The organism is uncultured Desulfobulbus sp. (assembly GCF_963662935.2).
Lineage (GTDB): Bacteria > Desulfobacterota > Desulfobulbia > Desulfobulbales > Desulfobulbaceae > Desulfobulbus.
The window spans coordinates 207,556-234,187 of the sequence record NZ_CAXXTL010000001.1 but is presented as its reverse complement, the minus strand read 5'-3'; the positions used below and the strand labels follow the sequence as shown (position 1 = coordinate 234,187).

The following is a 26,632-nucleotide window of genomic DNA, read 5'->3' as shown; positions in this document are numbered from 1 at the left end:
CCCTATCGATATTTCTGGTCAGTCAGTGACCACCGGCAAAGCCGGTGGCTTGAAAGATTGTGACCCGCTCAAAGCGGTATATTCAACAGATTCTCTGACCACCATTCGGTGGTCGACTATCTGAATAGTTGCAGTTGCTCGACGCGATGGTCTTCTTGTTCTTGCTCGCGGATGTAAGCCCGCACAACCTCTTCATCGGCACCGACAGTTGAAACAAAATAGCCCTGTGCCCAAAAACTCATGCCGCTATAGTTCTTCCGTTGGCCAAGGTAGGTCCGCGCTATATGGATCGCGCTTTTCCTTTCATATAGCCAACCACCTGCGATACCGCATATTTCGGCGGTATCGAAATCAGCATGTGCACATGATCGGATTGCAAATGCCCTTCCAGCACCCGGCTCTCATTCTGCCGGGCAAGGTCATGGAACACATCTCCAAGATTCTTGCGGAGTTGACCGTAAAGCATTTTCCGACGGCATTTCGGTATCCACACTACATGGAACTTGCAACCCCATTTCGTGTGGCTTAAACATTGTACGTTGTTCATGAAGCCTCCTTTCTCGTGACTTTGAGCGGTCCACGTGAGAGGAGGCTTCTTTATTATGCTGGAACCGTCAAACTTTTGTTGTCTCCCGGCAAAGCCGGGGGTTTACCTAACGGAAATTATTGGCCAGATTCGGCTCAACCCTTATCTCCTTGGCTGCGTCAGCCCTATCCCCCCACCTTCACCGGATTTTTGCGATAATTGGTGCTTGGGATACCGTCATGGTAGATATTCTCCAGGTAGGAGAGCTTTCTCGGCAGTTGCTGCTGCGTACCCCTGGTGACCAGGAAGGTGGCGTGTCGCCCGACCGTCAACGCCCCGAGCCCTTCCATGGCGAAGAAGCGTGCCCCAACTTCCGAACTGCAATGGATCGCTTCTTCCAAGGAATAACCAGCCTTGATAAAGAGCTTTATTTCCTCGACCACCGACTCGCCGTGGAGAATACCCGTGCCTCCAGCACCGGTCCCGATGGCGGTCGGCACGCCTAGGGAACGGGCCAATCGCAACTGCGCCAACTGTTCGGCGAGTACTGATTTCCAGTAGGCCTCCGCGCCAGGGATCGGTTTTCCGGGCGCAACAAAGCGCATGGAAAAGCGACAACATACATCTCCGCCTGAGGCTGAACCATCCAGCCTGTTCTTGGCCCGCAGCACGCTGGGAATCCACAACACCTGCCGCGCCGCCATGGCTCGCAGATTCTCCTCGCCCATGCCGTAGCCCTGCTCTACAGCATCACAGCCGATCTCCAGCACCTCTGCAACTGCCTGCGGGCCGTTGGCGACTACCACCTTTTTTCCTTCCCAATGGTGCGACAAGATACAGCGGAGTTCTTCCAGGTCGATTCTGGTCGAGGAAGAATCCATCGAATCGATATCGGCGGAATAGGCGATCCTGAGAAAATCGTTTTTGCCGGAATCCATGGGCATCCCATCCCTGCCCTGGTATTGCCAGGCAGAACGAATGATTACCGGCAGCCGTGGCCCGGTTCCGGCAGCAGAACGCTGCACCAAGCCTGACGGATCGCTGCTGTCGGCTACCCCTAGCACACCGTGGGCATGGCAATAGGAGAGGTGCCGGTCAAATAGGAGCGCTGCTGCACCGCTGTCATTCTGTTCGCTGTTTGGCATCCGCAGGTCAACGGCGGGCGATCTGGCCAGGGCAACACTGCAATCCACCAGTGCCGGAACGATGGTGCAATGCGAGAGGTCGTCGATGACCGCATCGGCAGAGCAAGGCAAGTCCACAGCCAATCCGATAGCGGTGATGATGCCTTCCTCGACGGTCAGGAAAACCTGGCGTCGGGCTGCGGTACCGCTACCGCTGCCGTCGATCATGCTGCCTGCAACTATCAATCGTGTTGTGCCCATGGAATGTATTTGCTTCTCTTCTGGGTCGTGCTATGTATGCGTAGAGAGGGAAAATACCCCTATTATCTGTCTCATGCCGACGGAGCCAGCGATGATCACGGTACTTGTTCGATTCAAACTTCCGCAACCAATTTCTACCGCCCAAGCCAAAGAAATTTTTCTCGGAACCGCACCGAAATACCTAGGCATGCCGGGCCTGATCCGAAAATACTATTTTGTCACTTCCGATGGAACCGAGGCCGGCGGCATCTATCTCTGGCAATCCAGACAGGATGCGGAGCAGGTCTATACTGAGGAATGGAAGGCCTTTGTCCGGTCCAAGTACGGATCCGACCCCAGCCTCACCTTCCTGGAAACCCCGGTGGTCGTCGACAACCTGACGCAGGAGATTCTTGCCACTGATCGTGGCTGATTGACAACATACGGAATACTTACACCTAAGGAGTTGTTGCAATGCCCATTCCGCTCACCGACAAAACCTTGCTCAGAAACCAGGGATACATCAATGGCCGCTGGACACCGGCACAGGATCGCGGCGTCTACCCGGTAACCAACCCTGCTACCGGTGATTTGATCGCCGAAGTCGCGTCCATGGGTTCCGCCGAGACAGAGCTGGCGATTTCGGCGGCCAGTGTAACCTGGCCCGCCTGGCGATCCCTGACCGCCAAAGCGCGCGCAACCATCCTCAAACGCTGGTTTGAGCTGATCCTGGCCCATGGCGAGGATCTGGCCCAACTCATCACGGCTGAACAAGGAAAACCCCTAGCCGAGGCGCGGGGCGAGGTCAACTACGGCGCCTCCTTTGTCGAATGGTTCGCCGAGGAGGCTCGGCGCGCCTACGGCAGTGTGATTCCCAGCAATCAAAACGATCGCATGCTGCTGACCCTCAAGCAGCCGATCGGGGTTTGCGCCGCCATAACTCCGTGGAATTTCCCCCTGGCCATGATCACCCGCAAGGTGGCGCCCGCCCTAGCCGCAGGCTGCACTGTGGTTTGCAAGCCTGCTGAGGCAACCCCCCTCACCGCTCTTGCTCTGGCCACGCTCGGCGAACAGGCCGGTCTACCGCCAGGGGTTTTCAACCTTATCACCTGCGACGGTCCCCAGGTGGCTGAGGTGGGCCGCGTGCTCTGCGCCAGCCCCTTGGTGCGCAAATTATCCTTCACCGGCTCCACGGAAGTCGGACGGCTCCTGATGCGGCAATCTGCCGACACCATCAAGAAATTGTCTTTGGAACTGGGCGGCAATGCACCCTTCATCGTCTTTGACGATGCCGATCTCGATGCGGCGGTCGATGGCGCCCTGGCCTCGAAATACCGGAACGCCGGACAAACCTGTGTTTGCGCTAACCGAATCTATGTTCAGGACGACGTCTATGATCTCTTTGCCGAAAAACTGGCAGCGAAGGTCCGGACTTACAAGGTGGGTGCTGGCACGGAGCCGGAGGTGATGATCGGCCCCTTGATTGATCCTGCGGCCCTCGCCAAAGTGAAAGAGCACATAGCCGATGCCTTAGCCGGTGGGGCGCAGATTATGACAGGCGGCAGTCCCCATGGCCGCGGCGGACTCTTTTTCGAGCCGACCATACTCACCGGTGTGACCCAGCAGATGAAAGTGGCCCGCGAGGAGACCTTTGGCCCGGTTGCCCCCTTGTTTCGGTTCAAGAGCGAACAAGAGGCCATCAGTATGTCCAACGCAAGCGAATTCGGGCTGGCCGCCTATTTTTATGCCCGCGATATTGGGCGGATCTTGCGCGTCGCTGAAGCAATCGAGGCCGGAATGGTCTGTGTGAACAGCGGTCTGCTCTCAACGGAGGTGGCACCCTTTGGCGGTGTCAAGCAATCTGGATTAGGCCGTGAGGGGGCCAAGGAAGGGCTGGATGAGTACCTTGAGGTGAAATACGTCGTCCTTGCCGGTATGTAGAACTGTTCAATTTCAATAAAAAAAGAAACAATCAATAGAATTGAGATAGTTGATACAAAATAATTGCTGCTTGGTATTGAAAGCCAAGGTTAATCAATGTATCAGTATATTTATCGAAAGGCTACTAGTGTTTGTTGGGATCAACAAAGGATGGATTTAAATCAACACCCATGATCGATTGGACCTATTCCTAATAGGTTCTTCCAAATTATTGGGGTTGTAAAGTCAAGTTTGGACATGAGTTGAATAGCTCATTTGTTAAACACTTTTTGAGGCTGGAAAATGCGAAGAGCTAATAAAGTTTTGCCGCCGGACCAGAACTCGCAGTCATGCATCTCGCGTGAATAAAATCGCGCCAGCATGTTCTGGTCGCTGAAGAACGGCGTGAGGAGTCACGATATCTCCTGTATATACGTAATAAAATTGAGACCGAGAAAGTGATAAAATACGGTTGTCAAAATCCTGTTTTTTCGAAGAGAGAAGGAGGATGTGATGGCCAATTCACTCGATTTTTCGAACAATTATTACCCCACTGAATGGCTTAGTTCGGTTTACTCAACCAACCATTCTTTATTCATTCCGCTTCAGGATAGCCCCATTTTTGAAGCTGAATCATTACAAACATTCTCCTTTCCTAGCGCCGGCGCTCTCTATTTTCACCAACCCAGTGAAAGACGGAGAGCACTCAACAGGGCTGCAGACAGATTAGAAGCAAGTAGCCTCCCTGGTTTTGAGTACGTCGTTTCGTATCTTTACAGCAAATACCGTAGTAATCACTCGATATCCTCGATCAGGCAGACAGGCAGGACTCTTTATTCCTTTTTGTTGTTTTTCAATGGGTTAGGACGGCACCATATTGAGCAGATCAGCAGGAAAGATATTGCTCAATACGTCGAGCGGGAGCAGGAGCGTGGGTTAAAGATCAACTCAGTCCGTCAGCACCTGCATACGGTATATTCCTTCCTCAATTATCTGGTCAGAAACGATATACTTCCCGCAGATATACTGCTGAAAAAGATCCGGTTGCGACTGCCAGAGATTCTCCCCAAAGCAATTCCAGCAGAAGATGTGGACAAAATTCTCCAAACTGTAACTAACACCAGGGATCGAGCTCTTATCCTTTTACTCCTTCATACAGGGATGCGAATAGGCGAGCTCCTCAACCTCCGGTTGCCAGATATCGTACAATCAGAACGAAAAATTTTATTGTACGTCGGCGAGAAAAATTTACACGGTAGGGTTGTCTATTACGGCAACACAGCAGAGAAGGCACTGAACGCGTGGCTGTCGATCAGAGACCCGGCTAATGAATACCTTTTCTACGGTTACAAGGGGAAATCACTGTCCTATGCAGGAGCGCGGAAGATGATGAAAAGCGTTATTCACAAAGCCGGACTTGAACACAAAGGGTACAGCCTCCATTCTTTGCGACATACCTACGCAACTAATATGCTGAATGCTGGATTACGAGTGGAAGTTTTACAGCAACTTCTGGGGCATCTGAACATTGACATGACACTGCGATATGCAAGGATATCGAACTTTACACAGGAAGAAGCCTACTTCAAAGCTATGGCAGTTATTGAGCAGGGAGGTCGCCATGAATATGACAGAGTCAATCCTGAATTACAGGCAGTATTTGAAGAGAAAAAATTTTTCTCCTCTCACGATTAAAAACTATCTTCACCGCTTGCAGCGATTTTTCAGTTGGGTTTCAACGGCTGTTGAATTGACGACTGTGGCGGAGATTAGATTGTATATTGACTACTTGCTTGAAAAACGTGTAGCCCCACGTACCATCAACTGTCACCTGTCGAGTATCCGGCTGTTTTATGATTATCTGGTAGATGAGGAGAATATCATCCTAGAAAATCCAGTTATCGGAGGTCTCCTGCTCAAGGAATCACGACCGCTTCCCAGATATTTAACCGATAATGAGGTAGAGGGATTTTTTAGATTCGTTTCCAATAAGCGGGATTTTGCAATTTTTATGCTGATGCTCCGTTGTGGTTTACGGGTTAACGAAATTGCGAATTTATCTCTCGATTGCATTGATTACAGACGCAGCCGGATAATGGTCAGAAATGGTAAGGGCGCAAAAGATCGGATAGTTTTCATCAGTAACGATGCAGCTAGTGCTTTGGCGGTCTATTTGCAACACAGGTCTGTGACAAAGGAAAGTCGAATATTCCTGGCTGAAAAAGGTCGGTGTCGTGGCAAGCCCATATCGGTTCGCGCGATACAGAAACGAGTAGAATACTACGCAAAAATTAGTGAGATTCCTGTTACCTGTCACAGGTTTCGGCATACTATGGCAACACAGCTTCTCAATGCCGACGCAGACTTGGTGAGCATTCAGGAAATTCTAGGTCATACTAAGATCAAAACCACTCAGCGTTACAGTAAGTTGTCAAATCTGAAAGTACAGCAAGATTACTTCACAGCCATGGAAGTGATCACTGAAAGGGCTTTGGGCAATCCGCTAGAAGAGAGTTCGAGGTCATAATCCGCTCTGCCAAAGCCCAATTCCTCCGACGAGCAATAAGTAGAGGCCCATTCTCGGAATCAGACTTTGACAGAGCTACCATCGAGGTGGCAAATAATCTTGACAGATCATATGTGAAGGGTAGAGAATAGACGCAAGTAACAGATTAATCTAAAAGGAAAAATAGGATCTGTTACGTATATAGACTGTTTATGTTGCTCGAATATTGACTTCTGAAAACGACAAACAACGGGCGTAGTATTAATGAGATTGACACCAACGTCGGCGTTGATCCGATCGGTTTTATGAGATAAAGAATATCGACGCTGATTATTGTACCGATGCTTACTTCCCAAGATCTGTTTACCTATGGCTCTCTGATGTGCGAGGATATCATGGCCGAAGTGGCTGAGGCACGATTACGTTGCACTCCGGCCATCCTTGCAGGATATCGCCGTTTTCTCGTCAAAGATGAGCAGTATCCAGGCTTGGTCGCCGAGGCGGCAGGAATGGTGGCGGGGAGAGTGTATCACGACATCACCCCGGAAGGCTGGTTACGGCTCGATCGTTTCGAAGGCGAGATGTATGACCGGAGGCCGGTGAGCGTTTGTTATAAGAACGGCTCCCATGCTCTGGTTCACTGCTATATCTTCCGGCCAGAATTTTCCCATCGGCTGACCGCGACCGAATGGGACTACGCGGCCTTTCTCAAGGGCGGCAAAGCGCTTTTTCAGCAACAGTATTGCGGCTATAAGTCACTTATTGTTGACTGACAATAAACGCGGTAAAAAAACTAATGATTCACTCCCCTCCCCTCTACCCAGGCAAGGAGTTGCCATGCGCATAGGAATCGATATCGGCGGCACCCACACCGACGGTGTCCTTATCGACGGAACCCGACTGGTCGCTGCCGCCAAGGCCCCCACCCATCACGATAATTTACTGGAATCGATCAGCCAGGTGCTGCATTCGATCCTTGCCGGTCAAGATCCGGTCCGGGTGCAAACCCTGAATTTGAGCACTACCCTGACCACCAACGCCATCATCACCGGCCGGATTGATCCGGTGGGCATGCTGGTGGTGGGCGGGCCGGGGATCGCGCCCAAGCATTACCGGATTGGCGAGCACTTCCACCAAATTTATGGCAGCCTCGACCATCTCGGCACAGAGACCTCGGCCCTGGACGAGCAGGACCTGGAAGAGGCTATCGCCTCCTGCTGCGACCAGGGAGTAAAATGTTTCGGAGTGGCCTCCAAATTCTCGCCGCGCAATCCGGCCCATGAAAACCGCATCCACGAGGCCTTGTGTGACCAGGCCGACTTTATCTCGCTGGGGCATCTGGTATCGGGACAGCTCAACTTTGGCCGTCGCATCCACACCGTGTACTACAACTCCGCTGTCTGGCGGACCTTTCGCAGCTTTGCTGGCGCTTTGACCGCCAGCCTCAGGGGCTTTGACCTCCAAGCCGAAGTCAATATTCTCAAGGCCGATGGCGGCACCATGCCGCTGTCCCGCGCCCTGGACGCACCGGTGCAGTCGATCTTTTCCGGGCCAGCCGCCTCGGTCATGGGCATTCTCGCTACTTGTCCGGCGGATGAAGATCTGCTGATGCTCGACATCGGCGGCACAACCTCGGACATCGCCCTCTTTGCCGGCGGCGAGCCACTTTTGGAACGGGAAGGGATTGCCATTGAAGGCCGTCCCACCCTGGTGCGGGCTATCCATGTTGAATCCATCGGCATCGGTGGCGACTCCTTGATTCACGTCGAGAACAACGGTGTCAAAACCGGGCCGCAACGGCTCGGACCCTGCATGGCCACCGGCGGCCAGGTGCCCAGTCTGATGGATGCGCTCAATGTCCTTGGTTTGGCCGAGTTCGGCGAGGTCCAACGCTCCCATGAAGGCATGATGACCCTGGCGGCACAGCATCAACTGAAGGCCGACCAATTGGCCCGAGAGGCAGTAGAGGAAGCGGTCAACGCCATTGCCGCCAAAATCGAGGCCCTGATCCGGATGGTCAATACAAAGCCGGTCTACACCATCCATGAAATATTGGCGGATCGGGAAATCTTGCCCAAAAAGCTGATTGTCATCGGTGGGCCGGCAGCCGTGTTTAAAGAACTTCTGGCCACGCGCCTGGGTATGGAAGTCATTGTTCCACCCCTGCACGGCGTGGCCAACGCCATTGGTGCCGCCCTGACCCGGACCACCAGCCACCTCGCCCTGACTGCCAACACTGCTCGCGGCCAACTCTCGGTACCAATGCTCGGCATCTTTCGTACAATCCCAAGAGGATACAGTTTGCAGGACGCAACCGACGAGGCCAAAAACCTGCTCAAAGCCGACTTGGAAAAGGCGGGGGTGGCTATCGCCGCCGACGAAATCCAGATTACCCAGGCTGATTCTTTCAACATGATCGATGGTTCGTACACCAGCGGTAAGAATATCCGCGTTGTGGCCCAGGTCCGGCCAGCGGTCGTTGCCCGCCTGGAAAACGGTAGCGCCACCATCCATCTTGCAGGTTAGTCATGACCGGCGCAACTGTCTTCCCCAACCAATCTTCCGCCCCACAGGTCACGCCATGCTGAAAGCCGCCTCTTCCCTTGGAGTTATTTTTTTCCCCGCCTTTGACTGGGCCATCTCCCCTACCCATCCGGAACGGGAGGAGCGGCTCTTGTATACCCAAGACCAGTTCCGCGAGGAAGGACTGTTCGATGTCGGAGGCATCACCGAGCACCGCCCCTTGTTTGCCACCGATCAGGACATCATGCGGGCCCATTTCTGCTTTCCCTCGGTGGACGCCATCTGCACCGAATCGCACCGCATCTCGGCCGGCGGTGCCATTCAGGCGGCCCGGCTGGTCATGGAACAGGAAACCCGGCGCGCCTTTGCCTTGGTGCGCCCGCCCGGCCATCATGCGATGAAGGTAGTCCACGGTAACCGCGGCTTCTGCAATATCAACATCGAGGCGGTGATGGTCGAGTGGATCCGCGAGCACTACGGCCGCAAACGCATTGCCATCGTTGACACCGACTGCCACCACGGCGACGGCACCCAGGATGTCTACTGGCACGACCCGGATGTCTTGTTTATCTCATTGCACCAGGACGGTCGCACTCTCTATCCGGGTTCAGGCTTTCCCTACGAAAACGGCGGTCCCAGGGCCTTGGGCAAGACGATCAACATTCCCCTGCCGCCGCGCACCGGGGATGAAGGTTACCTTTACGCCCTGGAGAATGTGGTCCTGCCGATCCTGGCTGACTTCAAACCGGATCTGGTGATCAACTCCGCCGGTCAGGACAACCACTACTCCGACCCAATCACCAACATGCAGTTCTCGGCCCAGGGCTATGCCCGGCTCAACGAGTTGCTCAAGCCAGATATCGCGGTGCTGGAGGGCGGCTATTCGATTAAGGGCGCTCTGCCCTACGTCAACCTCGGCATCTGCCTGGCCATGGCTGGATGCGACTACTCGGCAGTGCGCGAACCGGATTTCAATGCCGCTGCCCTCCGTGAGGAACCGGACACCATGGAGTATATCAAGCAGAGCTGCGGCCCATTGCTGGACGGCTATTTCCATCCGGCCATGGGCGATTTCGAGAAGCAGGGCGAGTATTTTATCCGCGAGCGTAAAATCTATTACGACACCGACGGTATCCTGGAAAAACAGCGGGAAGAACTCAAGGACTGCGATCAGTGCCGAGGTCTGCGATTGATCAAAACCAGCAGCAGTCAGATCCAATCCTGCCTGGGTGTCGAACTACCCATTGACTGTTGCCCGGCCTGCGAGCGCGAGGGGTACGAGGCCTTCAACCACCAAGGCAACGCGTTCCTGGTGACCCAATTGCTCGACCAAAAGAACAAGCAGTTTCGTTACCGGCCCAAGGGATAAGAGGTCAAAGCGACCAATTAATAGGAATGAAACTTGTATTTTTTTTTTACTCTCTGATACAATTGCCCCAACCTATGATTTAAACTTTCCAGTTCAATCATGTCGAAACCCCTGGATACAGCGCTCAATAACATTCTCACCTCGGCACAGTTGCCTATTCTGCCGGCCGTTGCTGCCAGGCTGCTGGAACTGACCGCCCAGGAAGACACCGCGCTCACCGATATCGTTAACCTCATCGCCCAGGACATGGCCCTCTCAGCCAAACTCCTGAAAGTTGCCAACTCCTCTTTTTACAGCTTTCCGCAGCAAATTGTCTCGATCAACCAGGCTGTTTCACTGCTCGGTATCAAAGCGGTGCGAAGCCTAGTGCTGAGCTTCACCTTCCTGTCCATGGGAGAACCGCAGGAGAATAGCCTGTTCAATTTTGATCTCTTCTGGGAACGCTCGCTGGTCGGCGCCACGGCAGCAAAACTGATAGCTGAACTCGTGCCCCAGGTTGACACCGATGAGATGTTCACCATCGGCCTACTGCAGAATATCGGCCAATTTATTTTCGCCTTGACCGTGCCATCGAGATACAACCATATCCTCGAACTGTTGGTGGTCAGCGACAAAGATGTCTGCGAGGTATCGCTGGAAGAGGAATTTCTCGCTGTGGCGCATACCACCTCGGGCTACGAGGTTGCCAGGATATGGGGGCTGCCGCCGGCCATCCTGACCGCCATCCGGTACCACCATGACCCGACCGCCTATCCCGACGACAACCAGCAGGAGCTGCTCACTGTTAAGATCATCTATCTGGCAGACCTGGTGACCAAAATATTCTACTCCTGTGCACCCGAGTGCCATTACAAGCAACTGCACAATGAGGCACAGCAACTGCTCGGTCTCGATGGCTTGGTCATCAAGGGTTTCCTTAAAAGAATCGACCGAGAGATCGACCATGCGGCCCGATTCTTCGATATCTCCATCAATCCGGTCAGGCCGGTGGCGGAAATCATCCAGGAGGCCAATATCAGGCTCAGCCTCCTGCACCTCAGCTATGAGGCGATGAACCGGGAACTGACGCACGCAAAAAAAGAGTTGGAAAACTTGCGCCAACAAATGGTTGAAAGAAATCGTCTACTGGAGACGCTTGCCAACATCGACGGCCTCACCGAGGTCCACAACCATCGATATTTTCAAAATTTTCTCCATTCGGAAATGAATCGGACCATCCGCAACAAGGGTGGCCTCACCCTGCTCCTGGCTGATATCGATCACTTTAAGCAATTCAACGATACCTATGGACACCAGACCGGCGATTTCATCCTTAAGGAGTTGTGCCTGGTCGCCAAGGCTGCTATCCGAGATTACGATCTGATGGCACGCTACGGCGGCGAGGAGTTTGTCTTTGTCCTGCCGGAAACTGATGCCGTGGCAGCCATGACCGTAGCGCACAGAATTTGCCAATCCATAGCCAACCATGACTTCTTCGACGGGCAGCAGCACTACCGGGTGAGTGTCAGCATCGGTGTGGCCAGCGCCTCGCCCACCTCGAGTGATTTCAACCCCAACGACTTCATTGACCAGGTTGACCAGGCCCTCTACCAAGCGAAAAGGCAGGGAAGAAACCAGGTCGTCCTTTATAATCCTAGGAAAAAATTCGCATCACTTGCTCGCTGAACGACAGGATTTCCCCTTCAATCAACTCTGATTTTTCGGAAAATACGCCTCAGGACGATCATTGGTGGAACTCTCGCACGCACCACCTTATTTTTTGTCCTTCTCTGATGGTGTGCATATAAATGGAGTTAAAAGTGAAACAATCAACCCTAGAGGAGAAAGGAATGGCCAAGGGAATAGGGTGCAAACGTTATAGCTTTTTTTCCTCACTGATTGCCGCATGTTCGCTGCTTGCCCTCTTATGGGCTAGCCCGTTATATGCTGGAGATCCTGCAACGGCGAGGAAAGATCTTAAGGAAATAGGTGTCGAGTACACCGAGCAGCAATTCGCAACCTCTGCCGGGGCTGGAGACCTGACATCGGTCAAACTTTTCCTTGATGCTGGCATGGATGTGAACGCTGGCGGCAGTGCGGCTCTTGGATTGGCAGCGGGCAGAGGCCAGATTGCAATGGTCAAATTCTTACTGGCCAAAGGTGCCAAGCCGTCTGCCAACGCCTTGCAATTTGCTCGAACAAGAGGGCACAAGGAAATCGAAAAGATACTCATCGAAGCGGGGGCTCAAGAATAGCCGACTGTACATTACGCCTTCAGTGCCGGTTTCCCGAACGCCCACCGTGCATCGGGGTCAAAACGCCATCCTCATGCCAACCGCTAGAAGCGCGTTGGGACCTTCCCTTACACACTCCAACAGGATACTTTCATGAACATCTTGCATCATTTTTCCCTACATTGGTTCAAGCTGATCGTTTTTTCCGCAGTGGCGTATCTCGCTTGTGCGGTTTCAGAGTATTCTGTGGCAGCTGCTCAATCTCAGCACGACATGAACAATTTTGACTGGGTCATCTATGTGAAGGACACCCAGATGATGAAAGGGCCTCTCAAGGAGCCTCTCACCATCAACCTTGAGGCGGTCAACACCTCTGGCGACATCTTGGGTGAATACACCGGTTCCGCGACTCTGTCGTTTGGTAAAGACCTAGGCGATGTGTCCGCAAAAGTTGTTTCCACCAGCAAAAGTTTGAATTTCAGCTTGGGACCCTATGTTCCGCCGTTGGTCAATACACCCGACCCCAAGGTTCAGCCCGAGTATGCAGGCCAAGGCAAGATGGCCATGGTGACGATGGGGACAGCCACTGTTGATGGAGAAACCCGGAGCCGCACTCGTGAATTCCCTCCCCATCCGATCTCCTTCACCGTGAAGAATACCGAGGTCGAAATGGTGGTGACCTACCCCACCGGAACAGTGACCTTTCATGGCTATATCATTGGCGAGGGCAAGGGAACCCATCAAGCAAAGGTTGAGAAAGAAAAACGGGAAAAGACCAAACGAGAAAAACAGGCCGCCGCAAAACCAAAATCTAAACCAAAGGTGGACCCCTCTGATTTAGAACCGTTAGCGCCGCTTCCACCAATAAACGATGAAGAGCCGGAACTGGCTCCACTGAAACCTGTAACAAGCGAGGAACCTGAATTAGCTCCCTTGGAGCCCCTTAAAAATGAGGAACCTGAACTGGCACCACTGAAGCCTGTAACCAGTGAAGGCATTGAGTTGGCGCCATTGCCTCCCATAAAATAAGGGGTAATCAAAATGCCGAACGGTAACTGCTGCTTTACCGGCGCTTTCTCGACAACCACCAGGACCATCAAGGTCAGCAACCATCAACATTTACTGGCAATCCCCTCCCATTGGGGAGTGATCTTGCATAAACCCTCAACCCTTCAAGGACCTCGGATGCGCACAGCCCTTTCCATCCTGGTGGTGCTCCTTGCCGTAGCGGCGGGAATGAGCCCCTATCCCCACGACCCCATCAACGGCTTGTTTGCCGGAGCGGTTGCGTATCTACTCTTCGAGGTATTTTCTCTGCGTCGCCGCATTGCCAAACTGGAGAAGGCTTTCACCGAGCAACCCCATGCCCAAAGGAGCGCAACAACGCCCGAACCGGTTCTTGCCTTCGACCTGGAGGAGGACGAGGTTGCGGCAGAAACCACATGGACGCGATTGACCCCGCCGCCTATTCTCTCCGCCTCCTCCACAGAACCCCTCCAATCTCCTCAACCGCCGGCACAAGAACGGCCAGCGGCGGATGATTTGCTGCAACAGCCAACAAGCAAAGGCTTCAACCTGTTTTCAGCGGTGCTGCATTTTTTCACCAGCGGTAATCCGGTGCTTAAAATCGGTATTATCATCCTGTTTTTCGGGGTGGCTTTTCTGCTGAAATATGCGGCCCAACGGAACATGATTCCCATCGAACTGCGCCTGATCGGCGTGGTGCTGGCCGGTCTGGCCCTCCTGGTGACCGGTTGGTTACTGCGGCGCAAACACACCACCTATGGCCTTGGCCTGGAAGGTGGCGGCATTGGCATTCTCTATCTGGCGGTCTTTGCCGCAGCCAAGCTGTATCATTTACTGCCCATGCCGCTGGCCCTGGCGGTGATGGTCGGCCTGGTTGGCCTGTCCTGCGCCCTGGCGGTCTTGCAGGAATCCAAAGGGTTGGCCGTTTCCGGCACCATCGGTGGATTTCTCGCGCCGGTGCTGATGTCCACCGGCGGCGGCAGCCATGTCATGCTCTTTTCCTATTACGCCTTGCTCAACAGCGGCATCCTCGGTATCGCCTGGTTCAAAGCCTGGCGCGAGTTGAACCTGGTCGGTTTTGTCTTCACCTTCGGAATCGCCACCCTCTGGGGGGCCTCAGCCTATGTTCCGGCCCATTTTGCCACCACCGAGCCCTTTCTTATCCTCTTCTTCCTGATGTTCTGCCTGATCTCAGTCTTGTTGGCCCATCGCCAGCCCCTGCAACTGCGCGGCTTTATCGACGGACCGCTGGTTTTCGGCCTGCCGATTGTCACCAGTGGGCTCCAGGCCTATCTGGTGCACGACTTCCGCTACGGCATGGCCTTGAGTGCTCTGGCCCTTGGCTTCTGGTATATTGGCTTGGCCCGGCTGCTATGGAAACGGATGGCAGACGAAATGCGGTTGCTGACCGAGGCGTTCCTGGCCTTGGGCGTGGTCTTTGCCAGTCTGGCCATCCCCCTGGGACTGGACCCGCATTGGACCACAGCGGCCTGGGCCATGGAAGGGGCGGCCATGGTTTGGGTCGGCGTCCGGCAGAACCGGCCAGGTGCCCGATTCTTCGGTCTGTTGTTGCAAGCTGGAGCTGTCGTGCCCTTTTTTGATTACATCTACCTGCCGCCGGAGAGTCTGCTGTTTGCCAACCGTGCCTTCCTCGGCAGCGCTTTGATCGCCACAGCCGCGCTCTTTTCCAGCTTCTGGCTGGATCGCAATCGTGGACAGGAGCGACGTTGGGAAAAATTGCTACCGCAAATTCTCTTGGCCTGGGGCCTGATCTGGTGGTACGGCGGTGGTTTCCAGGACCTGGAGCGCCATCTCAACTGGCATGCGCAACCACCGGCCTTTCTCCTCTACGCCTGTGTGACCACGGCCTGCTTGGCAGGGCTGGTGCATCGCTTCACCTGGCAACGGCTGACCACCGGTCTGCTGATTCTCCTGCCGGTCATGATGCTGACCCTGGCAGTTCAAACCGTATGGTGGAACAACGGTCCGTTGCTGCTCAGTTACGGCTGGCTGGCCTGGCCGCTGGCCTTTGCCTTGCAGTATGGCCTGTTGGCTCTTTTTGAGGAGCATCTGCCGCAAAGGTTACTCCCCAGTTGGCACAGCCTCAGTCTCTGGCTGCTGATTCTGGCGATCACCGTGGAAATAGCCTGGCGTGTCGACCAGATCCCTGGACTCACCGAGGCTTGGTCGCTTGCTATCTGGGGACTTGTGCCCACCATCCTGCTCTTTGCCCTGGAATTCCGGGGCGATCGCCTGACCTGGCCGGTGCCGCACTTTGCCCCGACCTACCACGGCATCGGCACCGATGTGCCCCTGTTCGGCCTGTTGCTGTGGAATCTAGCCTCCTTTGCGTTCGTCGGCGATCCGGCCCCCCTGCCCTATATTCCCGTATTCAATCCCCTTGAGCTGATCGAACTGGCCATCCTCCTGCTGGCGTCCATCCGTGCCGTCCATGGGAAATATACCGGCCCCAGCAAGAAGGGACGGATTATCCTGATTGCGACCCTGCTCTTCTTCTGGCTCAACGTAGTCACCGGCCGCAGTGTCCATTTCTTCACCGATGTCTCGTATTCTTTTGACGCTCTCTTTGCCTCTCCGATCTTTCAGGCTGCCATCGCCGCCCTCTGGTCGGTGCTGTCCCTGACTCTCACCGTCTGGGGAGCAAGGAGAGAAACACGCACCCTCTGGCTGACCGGGGCGGGTCTGTTGACCCTGGTGGTTGCCAAGCTTTTCCTGATCGACCTCTCTGGGGCTGGTACCATCGGTCGCATCGTCTCCTTTCTCGTGGTCGGCCTGCTGATGTTGATCATCGGTTTTTTTGCTCCCCTGCCCCCCAAAACCCAGGAATCGTCCCAATGAGATATGTTTTTTCAGCCCTTTTGTGCTTCCTCGCAGCGGGCCACCCGGCAATGGCCGCCTCGCTCGTGCCCGCCGACTTTGCCTACGGCTACTCCCTGCCAGTAATTGATGATACCGGCATTCACGCCCTCGACCTTCCGCTGGCGGTCTATGAAAAGGCGGTGCGGCCTGATCTCGGCGACCTGCGGGTTTTCAACAGCGCCGGCGAGGTTGTGCCCCACGCTGTCCGTCGCATTGCACAAGAGACAAGTCAAACCCGGCAGACCGTGCCTTTCTTTCCCCTGCCCGGCGAACGGCAAGCCCAGCCGACGGATCTCTCCCTGCGCGTTGTCCGCAATGCCGAAGGCGCGGTGGTCACCGTGGAGACCGGCAATATCGCCCCAACCCAGCCGCTGCCCACCTCTTCGTATCTATTTGACACCACCGCACTTGCGGCACGGCCAACAGAGCTTGAGCTGCAGTGGAAGAGCTCGGCAAGCATCCTGAGCGTTTCCCTTGCTCAGAGCAGCGACCTGGCCCACTGGTCGCCCCTGGTCGACAGGGCCGTGCTTGCCGATCTCACCTACAACGGCGGCAATGTCACCTCGCGCCGCATCCTCCTGCCGGGCAAAACTCTGCCCTATATCCGCCTTGACTGCATTGATTGCCGTGAGCCGGTGCAATTGACTGAAGTGAGCGCTCTTTCTGGAAAACCCGCCACCGCCGGTCAATGGCAATGGCAGCGGTTGAGCGGTACCCCAGCCAAAGAGGAGAAAGAAGAGCGGGTAATCGAGTACCGCCTGGATGCAAAAATCACAGTCACCGCCCTGCAACTGGGTTTTCCAGCGGCCAATTCCCTCCTGCGGGCCACGATCGAATCACGATCGAAAACCGACGCCCCTTGGCGACAGGTGGCCCACGCCGATTTTTACCGCCTTGATCTCCAAGGTCAATCCCTGGTCAATGCCCTAGTCCACTGCCCGCCAAACTCTGATACCTATTGGCGAATCAGAGTAATCGCCGATGGGGCCGGCCTGAGCGGCAACACGCAGATACCGCGGCTTGAACTGGGTTGGCGACAGGAGCAGGTCGTCTTTCTTGGCCGGGGCAATGGCCCCTATATCCTGGCCTTCGGCAGCAGCAAGGCTGCCGAGGAAGCCAGTGGACTCCAGGACAACCTGGTGTTGGCAGCCCTGCGCGACACCAAAACCGAATCGCACATCCAGCGGGTCGAACCCGGCCCTTTGCTCACTCTTGGCGGCGATCAGGCCTTGAAGGCACGTCTCCCTGCTATCTCCTGGAAAAAAATCCTGCTCTGGGTGGTGCTGGTCGCCGGAGTGGTCCTGCTCGCTTTCATGACCAGGACCATTTACCGGGAGATGCAGGCCAAGAAACCCTGAACACTGCCGGTCCACCCATTAGGCTTCCGCCGCCAAGGTCTCTCTGACCTTGGCGGCCAGATCCTCCAGCGAAAACGGTTTTGGCAGGAAACACACGCCCTTGTCCAGCACCCCCCGATGGGCAATGACATTTTCTGTATAGCCCGACACAAACAGCACCTTGATTTTTGGGTAGACTGCCTGAAACTCTTTGGCTAAATCACGACCATTCATCTCCGGCATGACCACATCGGTAATCAAGAGATCGATGCCGTCGTCATGCAGCATCACCGCCTGACGAAGTGCTTGCCGGGGAGAGCTCGCGGTAAGTACGGTGTAGCCCAAATGTTCCAGTATGGTCCTGCTCAACGCGAGAATGGCCTCTTCGTCCTCCACCACCAGAACGGTTTCACCATGGCCCCTGGGAATCTCCGGAGCACTGCCCACCCGGCGCTCTTCCACCGGGCCTTCCATGCGGGGCAGATAAATCCGGAAAGTCGTGCCCTCTCCTGGCTCGCTGTACACGTTAATAAAACCATTATTCTGTTTGACTATCCCATACACCGTCGCCAACCCGAGGCCGGTGCCTTCGCCGACCTCCTTGGTGGTAAAAAAGGGCTCGAAAATCTTCTCCACAATATCTTTTTTAATACCGCAACCATTGTCACTGACCGCCAACATCACAAAATCACCGGGGATAAAACCGGCGCGCTCGAGGCAGTAGATTTCATCAAAAGACACCATGCCCGTTTCAATAGTGATTTTTCCCGCACCGGCAACGGCATCCCGGGCATTGACACAGAGATTGGCCAGCAACTGATCCACCTGCGACGGGTCCATCAGAACCGGCCACAGATTGTTTCCCGGAAGCCATTTCAACTCGATATGCTCACCGATGAGACGCTGCAGCATGGTCAGCATGCCTCCCATGGTCTCATTTAAATCAAGCATTTTGGGAACAATGGCCTGTTTACGGGCAAAGGCAAGCAGTTGCCGGGTCATATCAGCTGATCTCCGGCCGGCCCTGACAATTTCCTGGAGATTTTTATACAGAGCGTTCGCCGGCTCGATCTTGCGTAACGCCAGTTCCGCATAGCCGAGGATAACGCTGAGCATATTGTTGAAATCATGCGCCACGCCACCGGCCAATTGGCCGATGGATTCCATTTTATGCGACTGGTTCAACTGCTCCCGCAATTTCTCCCGTTCTTCGTCGGCCAGCTTGCGCTCGGAGATGTCACGAACCACCGCTGACATGCCCTCCGGCAGACCGTCATTGTTGGTAATTAGAAATGTCCGCAGTTCCACGGGAAAAAGAGTCCCATCCTTTCGCCGGTACTCTTTTTCATAAAGACTTGAACATCCTTCATGCATCAGTTGCTTCTTCACAACGTCATTTTCATAGATCAGCCATTGATCAGGAGTTAGGTCTTTGATCCTCAACCGTTTCAGTTCTTCAGTCGTGTAACCCAGCATGGCGCTATAAGCGTCGTTACATTCCCGGATAGTTCCATCCATGTCAGTAACGACAAAGGCATCCATCATGCTTTGGTATAAGGTCCGGTAGCGCCGTTCACTGGCAAGCAAAGCCTCCTCCACTTTCTTCTGTTCAACCAGGCGCCAGATATCCTCAGAAACTTGGGAGAGGATGTCGATATCCTTTTCGGTATAATTTTCTGCCTTGTCGGCGAATCCTAAGACAGCGATCACTTTGCCGGTTCGCAGCACGGGCACCAACAATTCCCGTCTTGTTCCGAAACGGTCTGCCGCGTTTTTCTCGCCGTCCAGCACCAAATCGAGATCATTCCGTATAATCGGCCGCCCATCGCGCATATGATCAAGCCAGTCTCCTGCCTGATCAAGGCCATCCACTCCCTCTTCACCGTATTCGGCGCAGTGAAATTCTGTTACCCCCGGGGTTGCCCCGCTCAACAGCCTGACAGTCTTTCCATCCGGATCAGTAAACTGCCAAAAAGCGATAGGGCTGTCCACCAAGGCTGAAATTTCTTGCAGCGCCCTGGTGAACAATTCATTGAAGGTATGGGTAAATGCATATTCCCGCAGAATAAGCCGAGTCCGGACTAGCCGCTGTGTCCTGCGTTCTTCGGTCTGGTCTCGAAAGGCCAGCACCATGCCGGTCACCCTCCCCTGCTCATCGTGTATGGGAGAAACCGAGTCGGCAATGGCGCGTTCGATCCCGTTCTTGGCAATCAATACGGAACTGCCGCAAACATCCGCCAGCTCGTGCTGAAGTACCATGGGCGCAGGCGTTTCGCCCCTTGTTCGCCCCTCTTCATTGACCACGCAAAAAACTTCTTCCAGTGGCCTGCCAAATGCCGCCTCATGGCTCCAGCCGGTCAGACTCTCGGCAACCGGATTCATCAGCTCGACCCGACCACGGTCATCGGTGGCGATGATCCCTTCACCAACAGCCTGCAAAGTACTACTGTGGCGCTCCATGCTCTGACGCAGTCGAGCCTCGGCTCCATATAACGCCTTATAATAAGCCTTCTGATTATATTGCCGGAAAAACAGCCCAAGAACGCCTACCGCTCCAGCCATTACCGCGAACAGCAAGATGATCAGGGCCGCACGAAAACGCCAGACACCAAAAATTTCAGAGGCCTCGTCCTTGGCAATCAGACGCCAGTTGGAATTGGGCACAGGCATTAGAAAAGCCAGCGACTCAACGCCTCGATAATCACTGCCTTCAACAAACCCCTCCTTTTCAGATACAGCCATGGCTGCAAGTGAACCGGCATGGTGCAGCGGCGTTGACAGTCTCATGGCCGCATCTGGTTGATGAAGCAACTCGCTGAGATACCGCACCATCTCTCCCTCACGGCGCACCACCATCACTTCCATGGTCGTACTCGGCTTCACCCAGGTATGGATTAAGGGGTGAAGAAATTGAGCGGCTTCGTTGATCAGGACAATTGCACCCAGAGGCGAGAAAGTCCGCTGATTGAAGGCAAAAATCGGAGCAACCAGACTGATATGGGGTTCAGGGTACTGCGGTTCGGTATGCAACTCGGTGAAGACCGGTTGATCTTTGCGCAGGGCTTCTTCAAGGGCTTCTGCGTACCCCTTGTGTATCTCTTGGTGGCCATTCAAGCTCAACCGCACTCGGCCATCCGAATCAACCAGCAAAAGGTCCGCGTAATGACCATGCTCCTGGATCCTTTGCAGTTGACGACGAAGTTCCTCGCCTCTCCCTCCATCTGGATCGATAAAAAAAGCTGTGATGCTCTTGATTAAAAGGGGATTATCCGTGAGCAAGACCGCGTCAGCCAAGCGCTCCTGGCGCCAGGCAACCAACTGGTCCACCTTGAGATGGGCGATAGCCGCCAATTGCTGCTCCGCTTTCAACCGTGCGGAGGTCTTTTCGGCTTGGTAAAACCAGAGCCCACCGAAAAGCAGTGCCAGCAAAAAAACTGCCAGCACTGTCGCCCTCCAGATGGAAAACATTTTTGTCTCGATCTTTGCCTTCGCCATTTTCAGGTTAGCCGTTGTTCCATTTCCCTGATCAGCATTATGGGCCCCCTCACTTCTCGAACAACCGGGGCCGTCCAATGCCTTGTCCCTTCATTGTCAAACAATGAAGGGCACCCCATTCTGTCCAGGAATCTCAGATTTTGAATGCGTCGACAATATCCTTCAATTTGGCCGCTAGCCCCTGCAGGTCAGTTGCACTGGCCTTCACCTGCGAACTGCTCTGAGAAATTTCGCTTGAGGCGGTATTGACCGTAGCGATATCCTTGGTGATTGAGGCCGCCACGACCGAACTCTGACTGACATTCTCGTTCACCTCGCTCATGCCTTGGGAGGCCTGGGCGATGTTGGTCGCGATTTCCTGGGTAGCCGAACTCTGTTCACCAACAGCAGTCGAAATAACCGCAACAATCTCGTTGATATTGTTGATAACCTGTGAAATTTGATCAATCTCCTCCACTGTCGTCGTGGTGGTTGACTGCACCTCCTCGATTTGTTTCTTGATATCATGGGTGGCGGCGGCCGTCTGCTTGGCAAGTTCCTTTATTTCATTGGCGACAACGGCAAAACCCTTGCCCGCCTCTCCGGCCCTGGCCGCCTCGATGGTGGCGTTGAGTGCCAGTAGATTGGTCTGCTCCGAAATTTCAGTGATTGCCTCGGTGACCTTGCTGATAGCCTGCGCCGCTTTGCCTAACTCCGCCATTTTGATCGAGGTCGACCCGGCCTGCGCCACCGCCGTGAGAGAAATGGAATGGGCTCGTTGAGCGTTATTGGCGATCTCACCAATGGTGGCGGTCATCTCTTCGGCGGCACTGGCCACCATCGAGGTGTTCGTAGTCGACTGCTCCATGGCGGCGGCAACATTGTTAAGATTGACGGTCATCTCCTCTGAGGCAGCGGCGACATTATCGGCCCTTTGAGAAGTGTCTTCCGAACTGGTGAAAAGGTCTGAGGCAATCTTGGTAAGATCATTGGACGAGGCATCGATGGACCGGGTGTTATCGGCAATCTGCCCGACAATACCCTGCAATTTTTCAATAAAGATGTTGAACCATCGTGCCAGTTCGCCGATCTCATCCCTCGAATTCACCTGGAGACGCATGGTCAGATCGCCTTCGCCCTGCGCAATGTCCTGCAATCCTGCAACCGCCCGTTTCAACGGAACGGTGATGCTGCGAGAAAAAAACAGCACTAAACCACAGACAAGCACCACCGCAATCAAGGTGATCATCAGGACACTGTCGCGGATAGAATGCGCCGCTGTTAAAAACTCCGCCTCATCTTGAGTGACCGCGATGCTCCAATTTTTCAAAGGGACTGATGCATAACCTGCTATTTTCGGTACTCCCTTAAACACATAATCTTGCGCTCCTTTACCGCCGGCCACCATTTGTTTGGTGATCTCTTCCATTCCCGCCAAGGTCTTGAGATCGAGCTTCATTTCCAGTTCTTTCTTTGGATGCGCGACAATCAGACCGTTCCGGTCACACATAAAGGCATAACCGGTGGAACCGACTTTAACCGACGACACATGGCTGATCAGGGGCTGCGCCTTGAGCGACAACCCAAAAACCCCGAGAAAATCGCCGGAATACGAAAGAATGGGTGCGCAGAGGACATAAATCACATCCCCGGTCACCTTGGAGGAGACGATATCGCCGACCACTGCCTTGCCGCTGCTCCTGGCCTTCTGAAAATAGTCCATATCCGCCAGGTTGACCCCTTTGTACTCCTCGCCGCTGGCCAGTTCGCCGGTGTACATGAAGCCGTTGGCGTCGGTGACGAAGATCCCGAGATAACTGGTATCCAACTGTTTAAACTTCGCTTTCATCTGCTGCCGCAGGCTGGCGATGTCCGTTGCCGCTCCTTCCAGGCCCAACTCTTTGACCTTCTGACTGATCAAACGGACGTTGGTGTCGACAGCGTGCGCGGCGGCGGTTTTCGACTGGGCATCCAGGGTGGATTCAATAACCAGGGCCAGTTTTTCTGCCTGGGAGGCCGCATTGTTGCGGGCGATTTCGGCAAGCGCTGAAGCTGATTTGGAAACAGCTAAATAGCCGACCAGAACCAAGGGAACTGCCACAGCAAGACAGCCGCCGACAATGAGCCGAAAACCGATAGATCGAATGTTCATTCTTTCTCCTTCTGTTGTATTGGGTCTATTCTTTGGTGAACGCTCTTCACCGGCTTGTATTATTTCTCGACTTCCCGCTATATGAAACCTGTCCGATAGATGGTGGCGAGATGTCTAGGTGGAATGGGAAGGGACTGTTGCCAGCGGAACAGGTCTGCCAGCTTCGACATAGGCCAAGAAATCGTCTCTAGGCAGGGGCTTGCTGTAAAAATAGCCTTGAATTTGCTCACAACCGCAGCGCTTGAGCCATTCGAGTTGTTCCTCGGTTTCAACGCCTTCCGCCACCACACTGATTGCGAGGTTGTGTGCCATGAGAATGATTGTTTCCACCAATTGCGAATCACTGAGATCGTGGGGCAGATCGCGAATAAAGGAGCGGTCGATTTTCAAGGTTCGGATGGGAAATTTTTTAAGATAGGAAAGAGAGGAATAACCGGTGCCGAAATCATCAATAGAGATAGAGATGCCGGCCTGCACCAGTTGATTGAGTGTGGCCACGGTTTTTTCCAGGTTGGTCATCATCGCGGATTCAGTGATTTCCAGCTCGAGTTGCGAAGGGGGGACCGCGTGTTTGGCCAGAATGGCGAGGATCCGGTCAACCAGATTGACCTGAACGAACTGCAACGGCGACAAATTGACCGAAATGGAGAGGTCCGTATGTCCCAACCTGTTGAGGGTGTTGAGGACCTGGCACGCTTGTTCCAAAACAAGTTCCCCCAGGGGGATAATCAGGCCCGTCTCTTCCGCCAGCGGGATGAAATCGGCCGGACTGACGATGCTCCCATCTTCTTTTTGCCAACGCACCAAGGCCTCGGCACCGATTATCGTCTTTGCATAAGGATCCATCTTCGGCTGATAGAACACGGTAAACTCCCTATTCATCACTGCCTGCCTGAGGTTATTTTCCAACTGCCGCAAATAGGAAATGCGCTCACTCAAATCGGAAGTAAACAGACAAGAGTTGTTTTTACCCCGAGCTTTGGCCTGATACATGGCAATGTCGGCATGTTTGGTGAGGATACCGGGATCGTGGCCATCGTCGGGGTAGAAAGCCACGCCGATACTGGCAGTGATGAACAGATCGTTACCATCGACGTTAAATGGGGCGGCAAAGCACCGCAACAGCCGTTTTGTCAGGTCAATGACCATCTCTTCCGAGGCCACGGCGGCAACCAGGATGAGGAACTCGTCTCCCCCAAGACGGGCCACCGTATCCTCTTCCCGCACCATTGCCACCAGGCGGTTCGCCACCTGCAGCAGCAGTTTGTCGCCCCATTCATGGCCCAGGGTGTCATTGACGTTCTTGAAATTATCGAGATCAAGAAAAAGCACTGCCAGCTTGGTCCCCCCCCTTTTGACATGGGCAATGGACACCTCGATCCGGTCATGGGCCAATCTGCGGTTGGGTAAACCGGTGAGGGCGTCGTGATACGCCTGGTGGACAATCCGCTCTTCCTGCTGCTTCATCTCGGTGATGTCATGAAAAACGGCCACATAATGGGTGAGGGTATTCTCTTGATCGCGGATCGCACTGATGCTCAGTATTTCAGGATAGATTTCGCCGGACTTGCGTCGATTCCAAATCTCTCCGGTCCAGCGTCCGGTTTGCAGCAACGAACTCCAGAGTTGACTGTAAAAAGCCCGGTCATGTCTGCCCGATTGCAAAACACGGCTATTTTGCCCAATAACTTCCTCGGGCGAATATCCGGTGATTTCGGAGAACGCTCGATTAACGGTAAGGATGGTGGCGGAGGGGTCGGTGATCACGATCCCTTCCAAGGCATTCTCGACCGCCTTGCGATAAATAATCAGTTGCTGTTCAGCCTGAATACGATCGGTTATTTCCGTGAGAATTTTTTGGTTTGACTGACGTAACCACTCGACATAATAATTGAAGTGGGAACACAGAATACCGATCTCGCCCAGGGCATTCTCTTCAGCGCACAGACTGATGTCACCTTCGGTGGCACGCTGCATCTGCTGCGCCAAGCGTGCAAGAGGGCCGGTGATCGCGGTGCCGAGATACAGGCTGAGGGGTATGGTCAAGGCCATTGAGCAGAGGACTATCAGAACGATGATCCAACCGAGTTTGGTCAAAGGAGCGAAAATTTCCTCCTCATACACCGTCGAGGCCACAATCCAGTCAAGCCCTGGAATGTAATCGAAGAACACTATCTTCCTTTTGCTCTCGCTTGTTTCCTGATCTTCCCAGTCATAAAAGAAGTGCCCTTTTTTTTGGGCGACAAGACGATCAAACACCGATTTGATGTCCTCATTCTCAAATGAGCGGACATTGCCGCTGAGCCAAGGATGCAGGATAATATCGCCGTGGTCGCTGATGATAAAGGCATAGCCCGTCTCTCCGAAACGATGTGATTTCAAGCCCAGGCGAAGATCATTGGCGAGAAAATTGAAATCCTGCCGGTAACTCGACACCGAGACAATCCAATCCCATGGTTCAAAATAGAGCATATAGAGAACTTTGGCGCGCGCCTGTTCTTCCCCGGGGCCCTTCCAATCGTATTCCAGGTATCCATTTTTGTTGAACATTTGTTGACGGACGAACCATTGTTCGGACAAATCCGAATTCTTGACCGCTGCATGAGGGTGAACCTGCACAACCCCCTGACTGGAGAGGACATAAATGTATCCGTGATCGCCGATTGGTTGTTGGAGGAGAATCTCTTCTCCCCTTTTCATTGCTTCGAGTTTTGAAATCCGGCCCGTGCGGACCTGCTGTTCGAGACCATCAAGAAGAGCAATATTCATCTGGGCGATGGCCTGCAGGTGATTGCGGACGGCGAGGCGGGCGGCATTTTCGACCACATCCTTGACCGATGTAGTCGCAATGGCGAGTTTTTCCATCATGTTCTGCCGGACATTTTCGTACACAAAGGAAAAAATGGTTACACCCGAGACTATCAATACCAGGGCTACCACCACTGAAAAATGGCAAATTATGTGATATTTGATGGAATACCGCTGTGGGAGGATGGACATGAGGGAAGCCCTGTCAAAAAAACATGCAAACAGCGCCTGCTGTCTTGGGTGAGGAACGGTGCGTCATCAGTTCCGCTCACTGTAACCGTTTAGCTGGTAAACTGAATTCCGGCCCAAAGGAGAAGGAGAGCATTAAAAAACCGAGGAGAAAAACCCTGGAGCGGCCACCGAAAAGACTGGGACGGGAGATTGATTACCAGAAGAAAACGCGGATCTGCCTGATGACACACTCAGGGAAATGTTATTCCGGCTTGAGACGGGAACTGGCTGGATAAGCGATGGAGTAACCCAGCAAACATTTTCCTTGGTCGACAGCATGTGCACCATTCCCCTCCTTTGCAT

At 53.9% G+C, this 26,632-nt stretch carries 16 protein-coding genes and 1 pseudogene; 12 read left to right on the top strand and 5 right to left on the bottom strand.

The genetic code is table 11. The features are described from left to right. Window positions 1-116: 116 nt before the first annotated feature. Together tnpA and ACHZCX_RS01055 are read right to left on the bottom strand one after the other, a co-directional pair. Window positions 117-547, bottom strand: a pseudogene (gene tnpA / locus ACHZCX_RS01060) (IS200/IS605 family transposase). A gap of 164 nt (window positions 548-711) precedes the next feature. Next, window positions 712-1,911 (bottom strand): amidohydrolase family protein, encoded by a 1,200-nt coding sequence (locus tag ACHZCX_RS01055; protein ID WP_319585392.1) that lies wholly within the window; start codon window positions 1,909-1,911, stop codon window positions 712-714. Between the two features lie 91 nt (window positions 1,912-2,002). Between ACHZCX_RS01055 and ACHZCX_RS01050 the strand changes: the two genes are divergently transcribed. From ACHZCX_RS01050 to ACHZCX_RS00995, 12 genes are all read left to right on the top strand, one after another. Continuing rightward, on the top strand, window positions 2,003-2,323 hold the full coding sequence (locus ACHZCX_RS01050; RefSeq protein WP_319585391.1) for a YdhR family protein: 321 nt from the start codon (window positions 2,003-2,005) through the stop codon (window positions 2,321-2,323). Window positions 2,324-2,364: 41 nt separating this feature from the next. Then, on the top strand, window positions 2,365-3,831 hold the full coding sequence (locus tag ACHZCX_RS01045; RefSeq protein WP_319585390.1) for an NAD-dependent succinate-semialdehyde dehydrogenase: 1,467 nt from the start codon (window positions 2,365-2,367) through the stop codon (window positions 3,829-3,831). A 492-nt stretch (window positions 3,832-4,323) separates the two neighbouring features. Beyond that, entirely contained in the window at window positions 4,324-5,505 is a 1,182-nt protein-coding gene (locus ACHZCX_RS01040; protein WP_319585389.1) for a tyrosine-type recombinase/integrase, read from the top strand. After that, window positions 5,432-6,337, top strand: a complete 906-nt coding sequence (locus tag ACHZCX_RS01035) for a tyrosine-type recombinase/integrase (RefSeq protein ID WP_319585388.1) — start codon at window positions 5,432-5,434, stop codon at window positions 6,335-6,337. Before ACHZCX_RS01040 ends, ACHZCX_RS01035 begins: the two co-directional genes overlap by 74 nt. Before the next feature lie 320 nt (window positions 6,338-6,657). Continuing rightward, window positions 6,658-7,089 (top strand): gamma-glutamylcyclotransferase family protein, encoded by a 432-nt coding sequence (locus ACHZCX_RS01030; protein WP_319585387.1) that lies wholly within the window; start codon window positions 6,658-6,660, stop codon window positions 7,087-7,089. A gap of 64 nt (window positions 7,090-7,153) precedes the next feature. Then, on the top strand, window positions 7,154-8,842 hold the full coding sequence (locus ACHZCX_RS01025) for a hydantoinase/oxoprolinase family protein (protein WP_319585386.1): 1,689 nt from the start codon (window positions 7,154-7,156) through the stop codon (window positions 8,840-8,842). A 55-nt stretch (window positions 8,843-8,897) separates the two neighbouring features. Next, complete coding sequence (locus ACHZCX_RS01020; protein ID WP_319585385.1) at window positions 8,898-10,208, top strand: histone deacetylase; 1,311 nt, start codon at window positions 8,898-8,900, stop codon at window positions 10,206-10,208. A gap of 99 nt (window positions 10,209-10,307) precedes the next feature. After that, window positions 10,308-11,873: a GGDEF domain-containing protein gene (locus ACHZCX_RS01015; protein WP_319585384.1), complete on the top strand. Its 1,566-nt coding sequence runs from the start codon at window positions 10,308-10,310 to the stop codon at window positions 11,871-11,873. Window positions 11,874-12,037: 164 nt separating this feature from the next. Continuing rightward, entirely contained in the window at window positions 12,038-12,442 is a 405-nt protein-coding gene (locus tag ACHZCX_RS01010) for an ankyrin repeat domain-containing protein (protein WP_319585383.1), read from the top strand. 141 nt (window positions 12,443-12,583) lie between these two features. After that, a complete protein-coding gene (locus ACHZCX_RS01005; protein ID WP_319585382.1) occupies window positions 12,584-13,450 on the top strand; it encodes a hypothetical protein in 867 nt (288 codons plus the stop codon). A gap of 156 nt (window positions 13,451-13,606) precedes the next feature. Continuing rightward, window positions 13,607-16,306 (top strand): DUF2339 domain-containing protein, encoded by a 2,700-nt coding sequence (locus ACHZCX_RS01000; protein WP_394708731.1) that lies wholly within the window; start codon window positions 13,607-13,609, stop codon window positions 16,304-16,306. Next, window positions 16,303-17,685: a DUF3999 domain-containing protein gene (locus ACHZCX_RS00995; protein ID WP_319585380.1), complete on the top strand. Its 1,383-nt coding sequence runs from the start codon at window positions 16,303-16,305 to the stop codon at window positions 17,683-17,685. The genes ACHZCX_RS01000 and ACHZCX_RS00995 overlap by 4 nt, the downstream gene beginning before the upstream one ends. Before the next feature lie 18 nt (window positions 17,686-17,703). Here the strand turns inward: ACHZCX_RS00995 and ACHZCX_RS00990 are convergent, their stop codons facing one another. The 3 genes from ACHZCX_RS00990 to ACHZCX_RS00980 form a co-directional block, all read right to left on the bottom strand. Next, on the bottom strand, window positions 17,704-21,108 hold the full coding sequence (locus tag ACHZCX_RS00990) for a PAS domain S-box protein (protein ID WP_319585379.1): 3,405 nt from the start codon (window positions 21,106-21,108) through the stop codon (window positions 17,704-17,706). A gap of 184 nt (window positions 21,109-21,292) precedes the next feature. Next, entirely contained in the window at window positions 21,293-23,290 is a 1,998-nt protein-coding gene (locus ACHZCX_RS00985; protein WP_319585378.1) for a methyl-accepting chemotaxis protein, read from the bottom strand. 114 nt (window positions 23,291-23,404) lie between these two features. Then, window positions 23,405-26,290 (bottom strand): EAL domain-containing protein, encoded by a 2,886-nt coding sequence (locus ACHZCX_RS00980; protein WP_319585377.1) that lies wholly within the window; start codon window positions 26,288-26,290, stop codon window positions 23,405-23,407. Between the last annotated feature and the right edge of the window lie 342 nt (window positions 26,291-26,632).

Excerpts from the sequence above, each read along its gene's own strand:
- ACHZCX_RS01055 (WP_319585392.1), bottom strand. The coding sequence starts at position 1,911 with ATGGGCACAACACGATTGATAGTTGCAGGCAGCATGATCGACGGCAGC.
- ACHZCX_RS01050 (WP_319585391.1), top strand. The coding sequence starts at position 2,003 with ATGATCACGGTACTTGTTCGATTCAAACTTCCGCAACCAATTTCTACC.
- ACHZCX_RS01045 (WP_319585390.1), top strand. The coding sequence starts at position 2,365 with ATGCCCATTCCGCTCACCGACAAAACCTTGCTCAGAAACCAGGGATAC.
- ACHZCX_RS01040 (WP_319585389.1), top strand. The coding sequence starts at position 4,324 with ATGGCCAATTCACTCGATTTTTCGAACAATTATTACCCCACTGAATGG.
- ACHZCX_RS01035 (WP_319585388.1), top strand. The coding sequence starts at position 5,432 with ATGAATATGACAGAGTCAATCCTGAATTACAGGCAGTATTTGAAGAGA.
- ACHZCX_RS01030 (WP_319585387.1), top strand. The coding sequence starts at position 6,658 with ATGCTTACTTCCCAAGATCTGTTTACCTATGGCTCTCTGATGTGCGAG.
- ACHZCX_RS01025 (WP_319585386.1), top strand. The coding sequence starts at position 7,154 with ATGCGCATAGGAATCGATATCGGCGGCACCCACACCGACGGTGTCCTT.
- ACHZCX_RS01020 (WP_319585385.1), top strand. The coding sequence starts at position 8,898 with ATGCTGAAAGCCGCCTCTTCCCTTGGAGTTATTTTTTTCCCCGCCTTT.
- ACHZCX_RS01015 (WP_319585384.1), top strand. The coding sequence starts at position 10,308 with ATGTCGAAACCCCTGGATACAGCGCTCAATAACATTCTCACCTCGGCA.
- ACHZCX_RS01010 (WP_319585383.1), top strand. The coding sequence starts at position 12,038 with ATGGCCAAGGGAATAGGGTGCAAACGTTATAGCTTTTTTTCCTCACTG.
- ACHZCX_RS01000 (WP_394708731.1), top strand. The coding sequence starts at position 13,607 with ATGCGCACAGCCCTTTCCATCCTGGTGGTGCTCCTTGCCGTAGCGGCG.
- ACHZCX_RS00995 (WP_319585380.1), top strand. The coding sequence starts at position 16,303 with ATGAGATATGTTTTTTCAGCCCTTTTGTGCTTCCTCGCAGCGGGCCAC.
- ACHZCX_RS00985 (WP_319585378.1), bottom strand. The coding sequence starts at position 23,290 with ATGAACATTCGATCTATCGGTTTTCGGCTCATTGTCGGCGGCTGTCTT.
- ACHZCX_RS00980 (WP_319585377.1), bottom strand. The coding sequence starts at position 26,290 with ATGTCCATCCTCCCACAGCGGTATTCCATCAAATATCACATAATTTGC.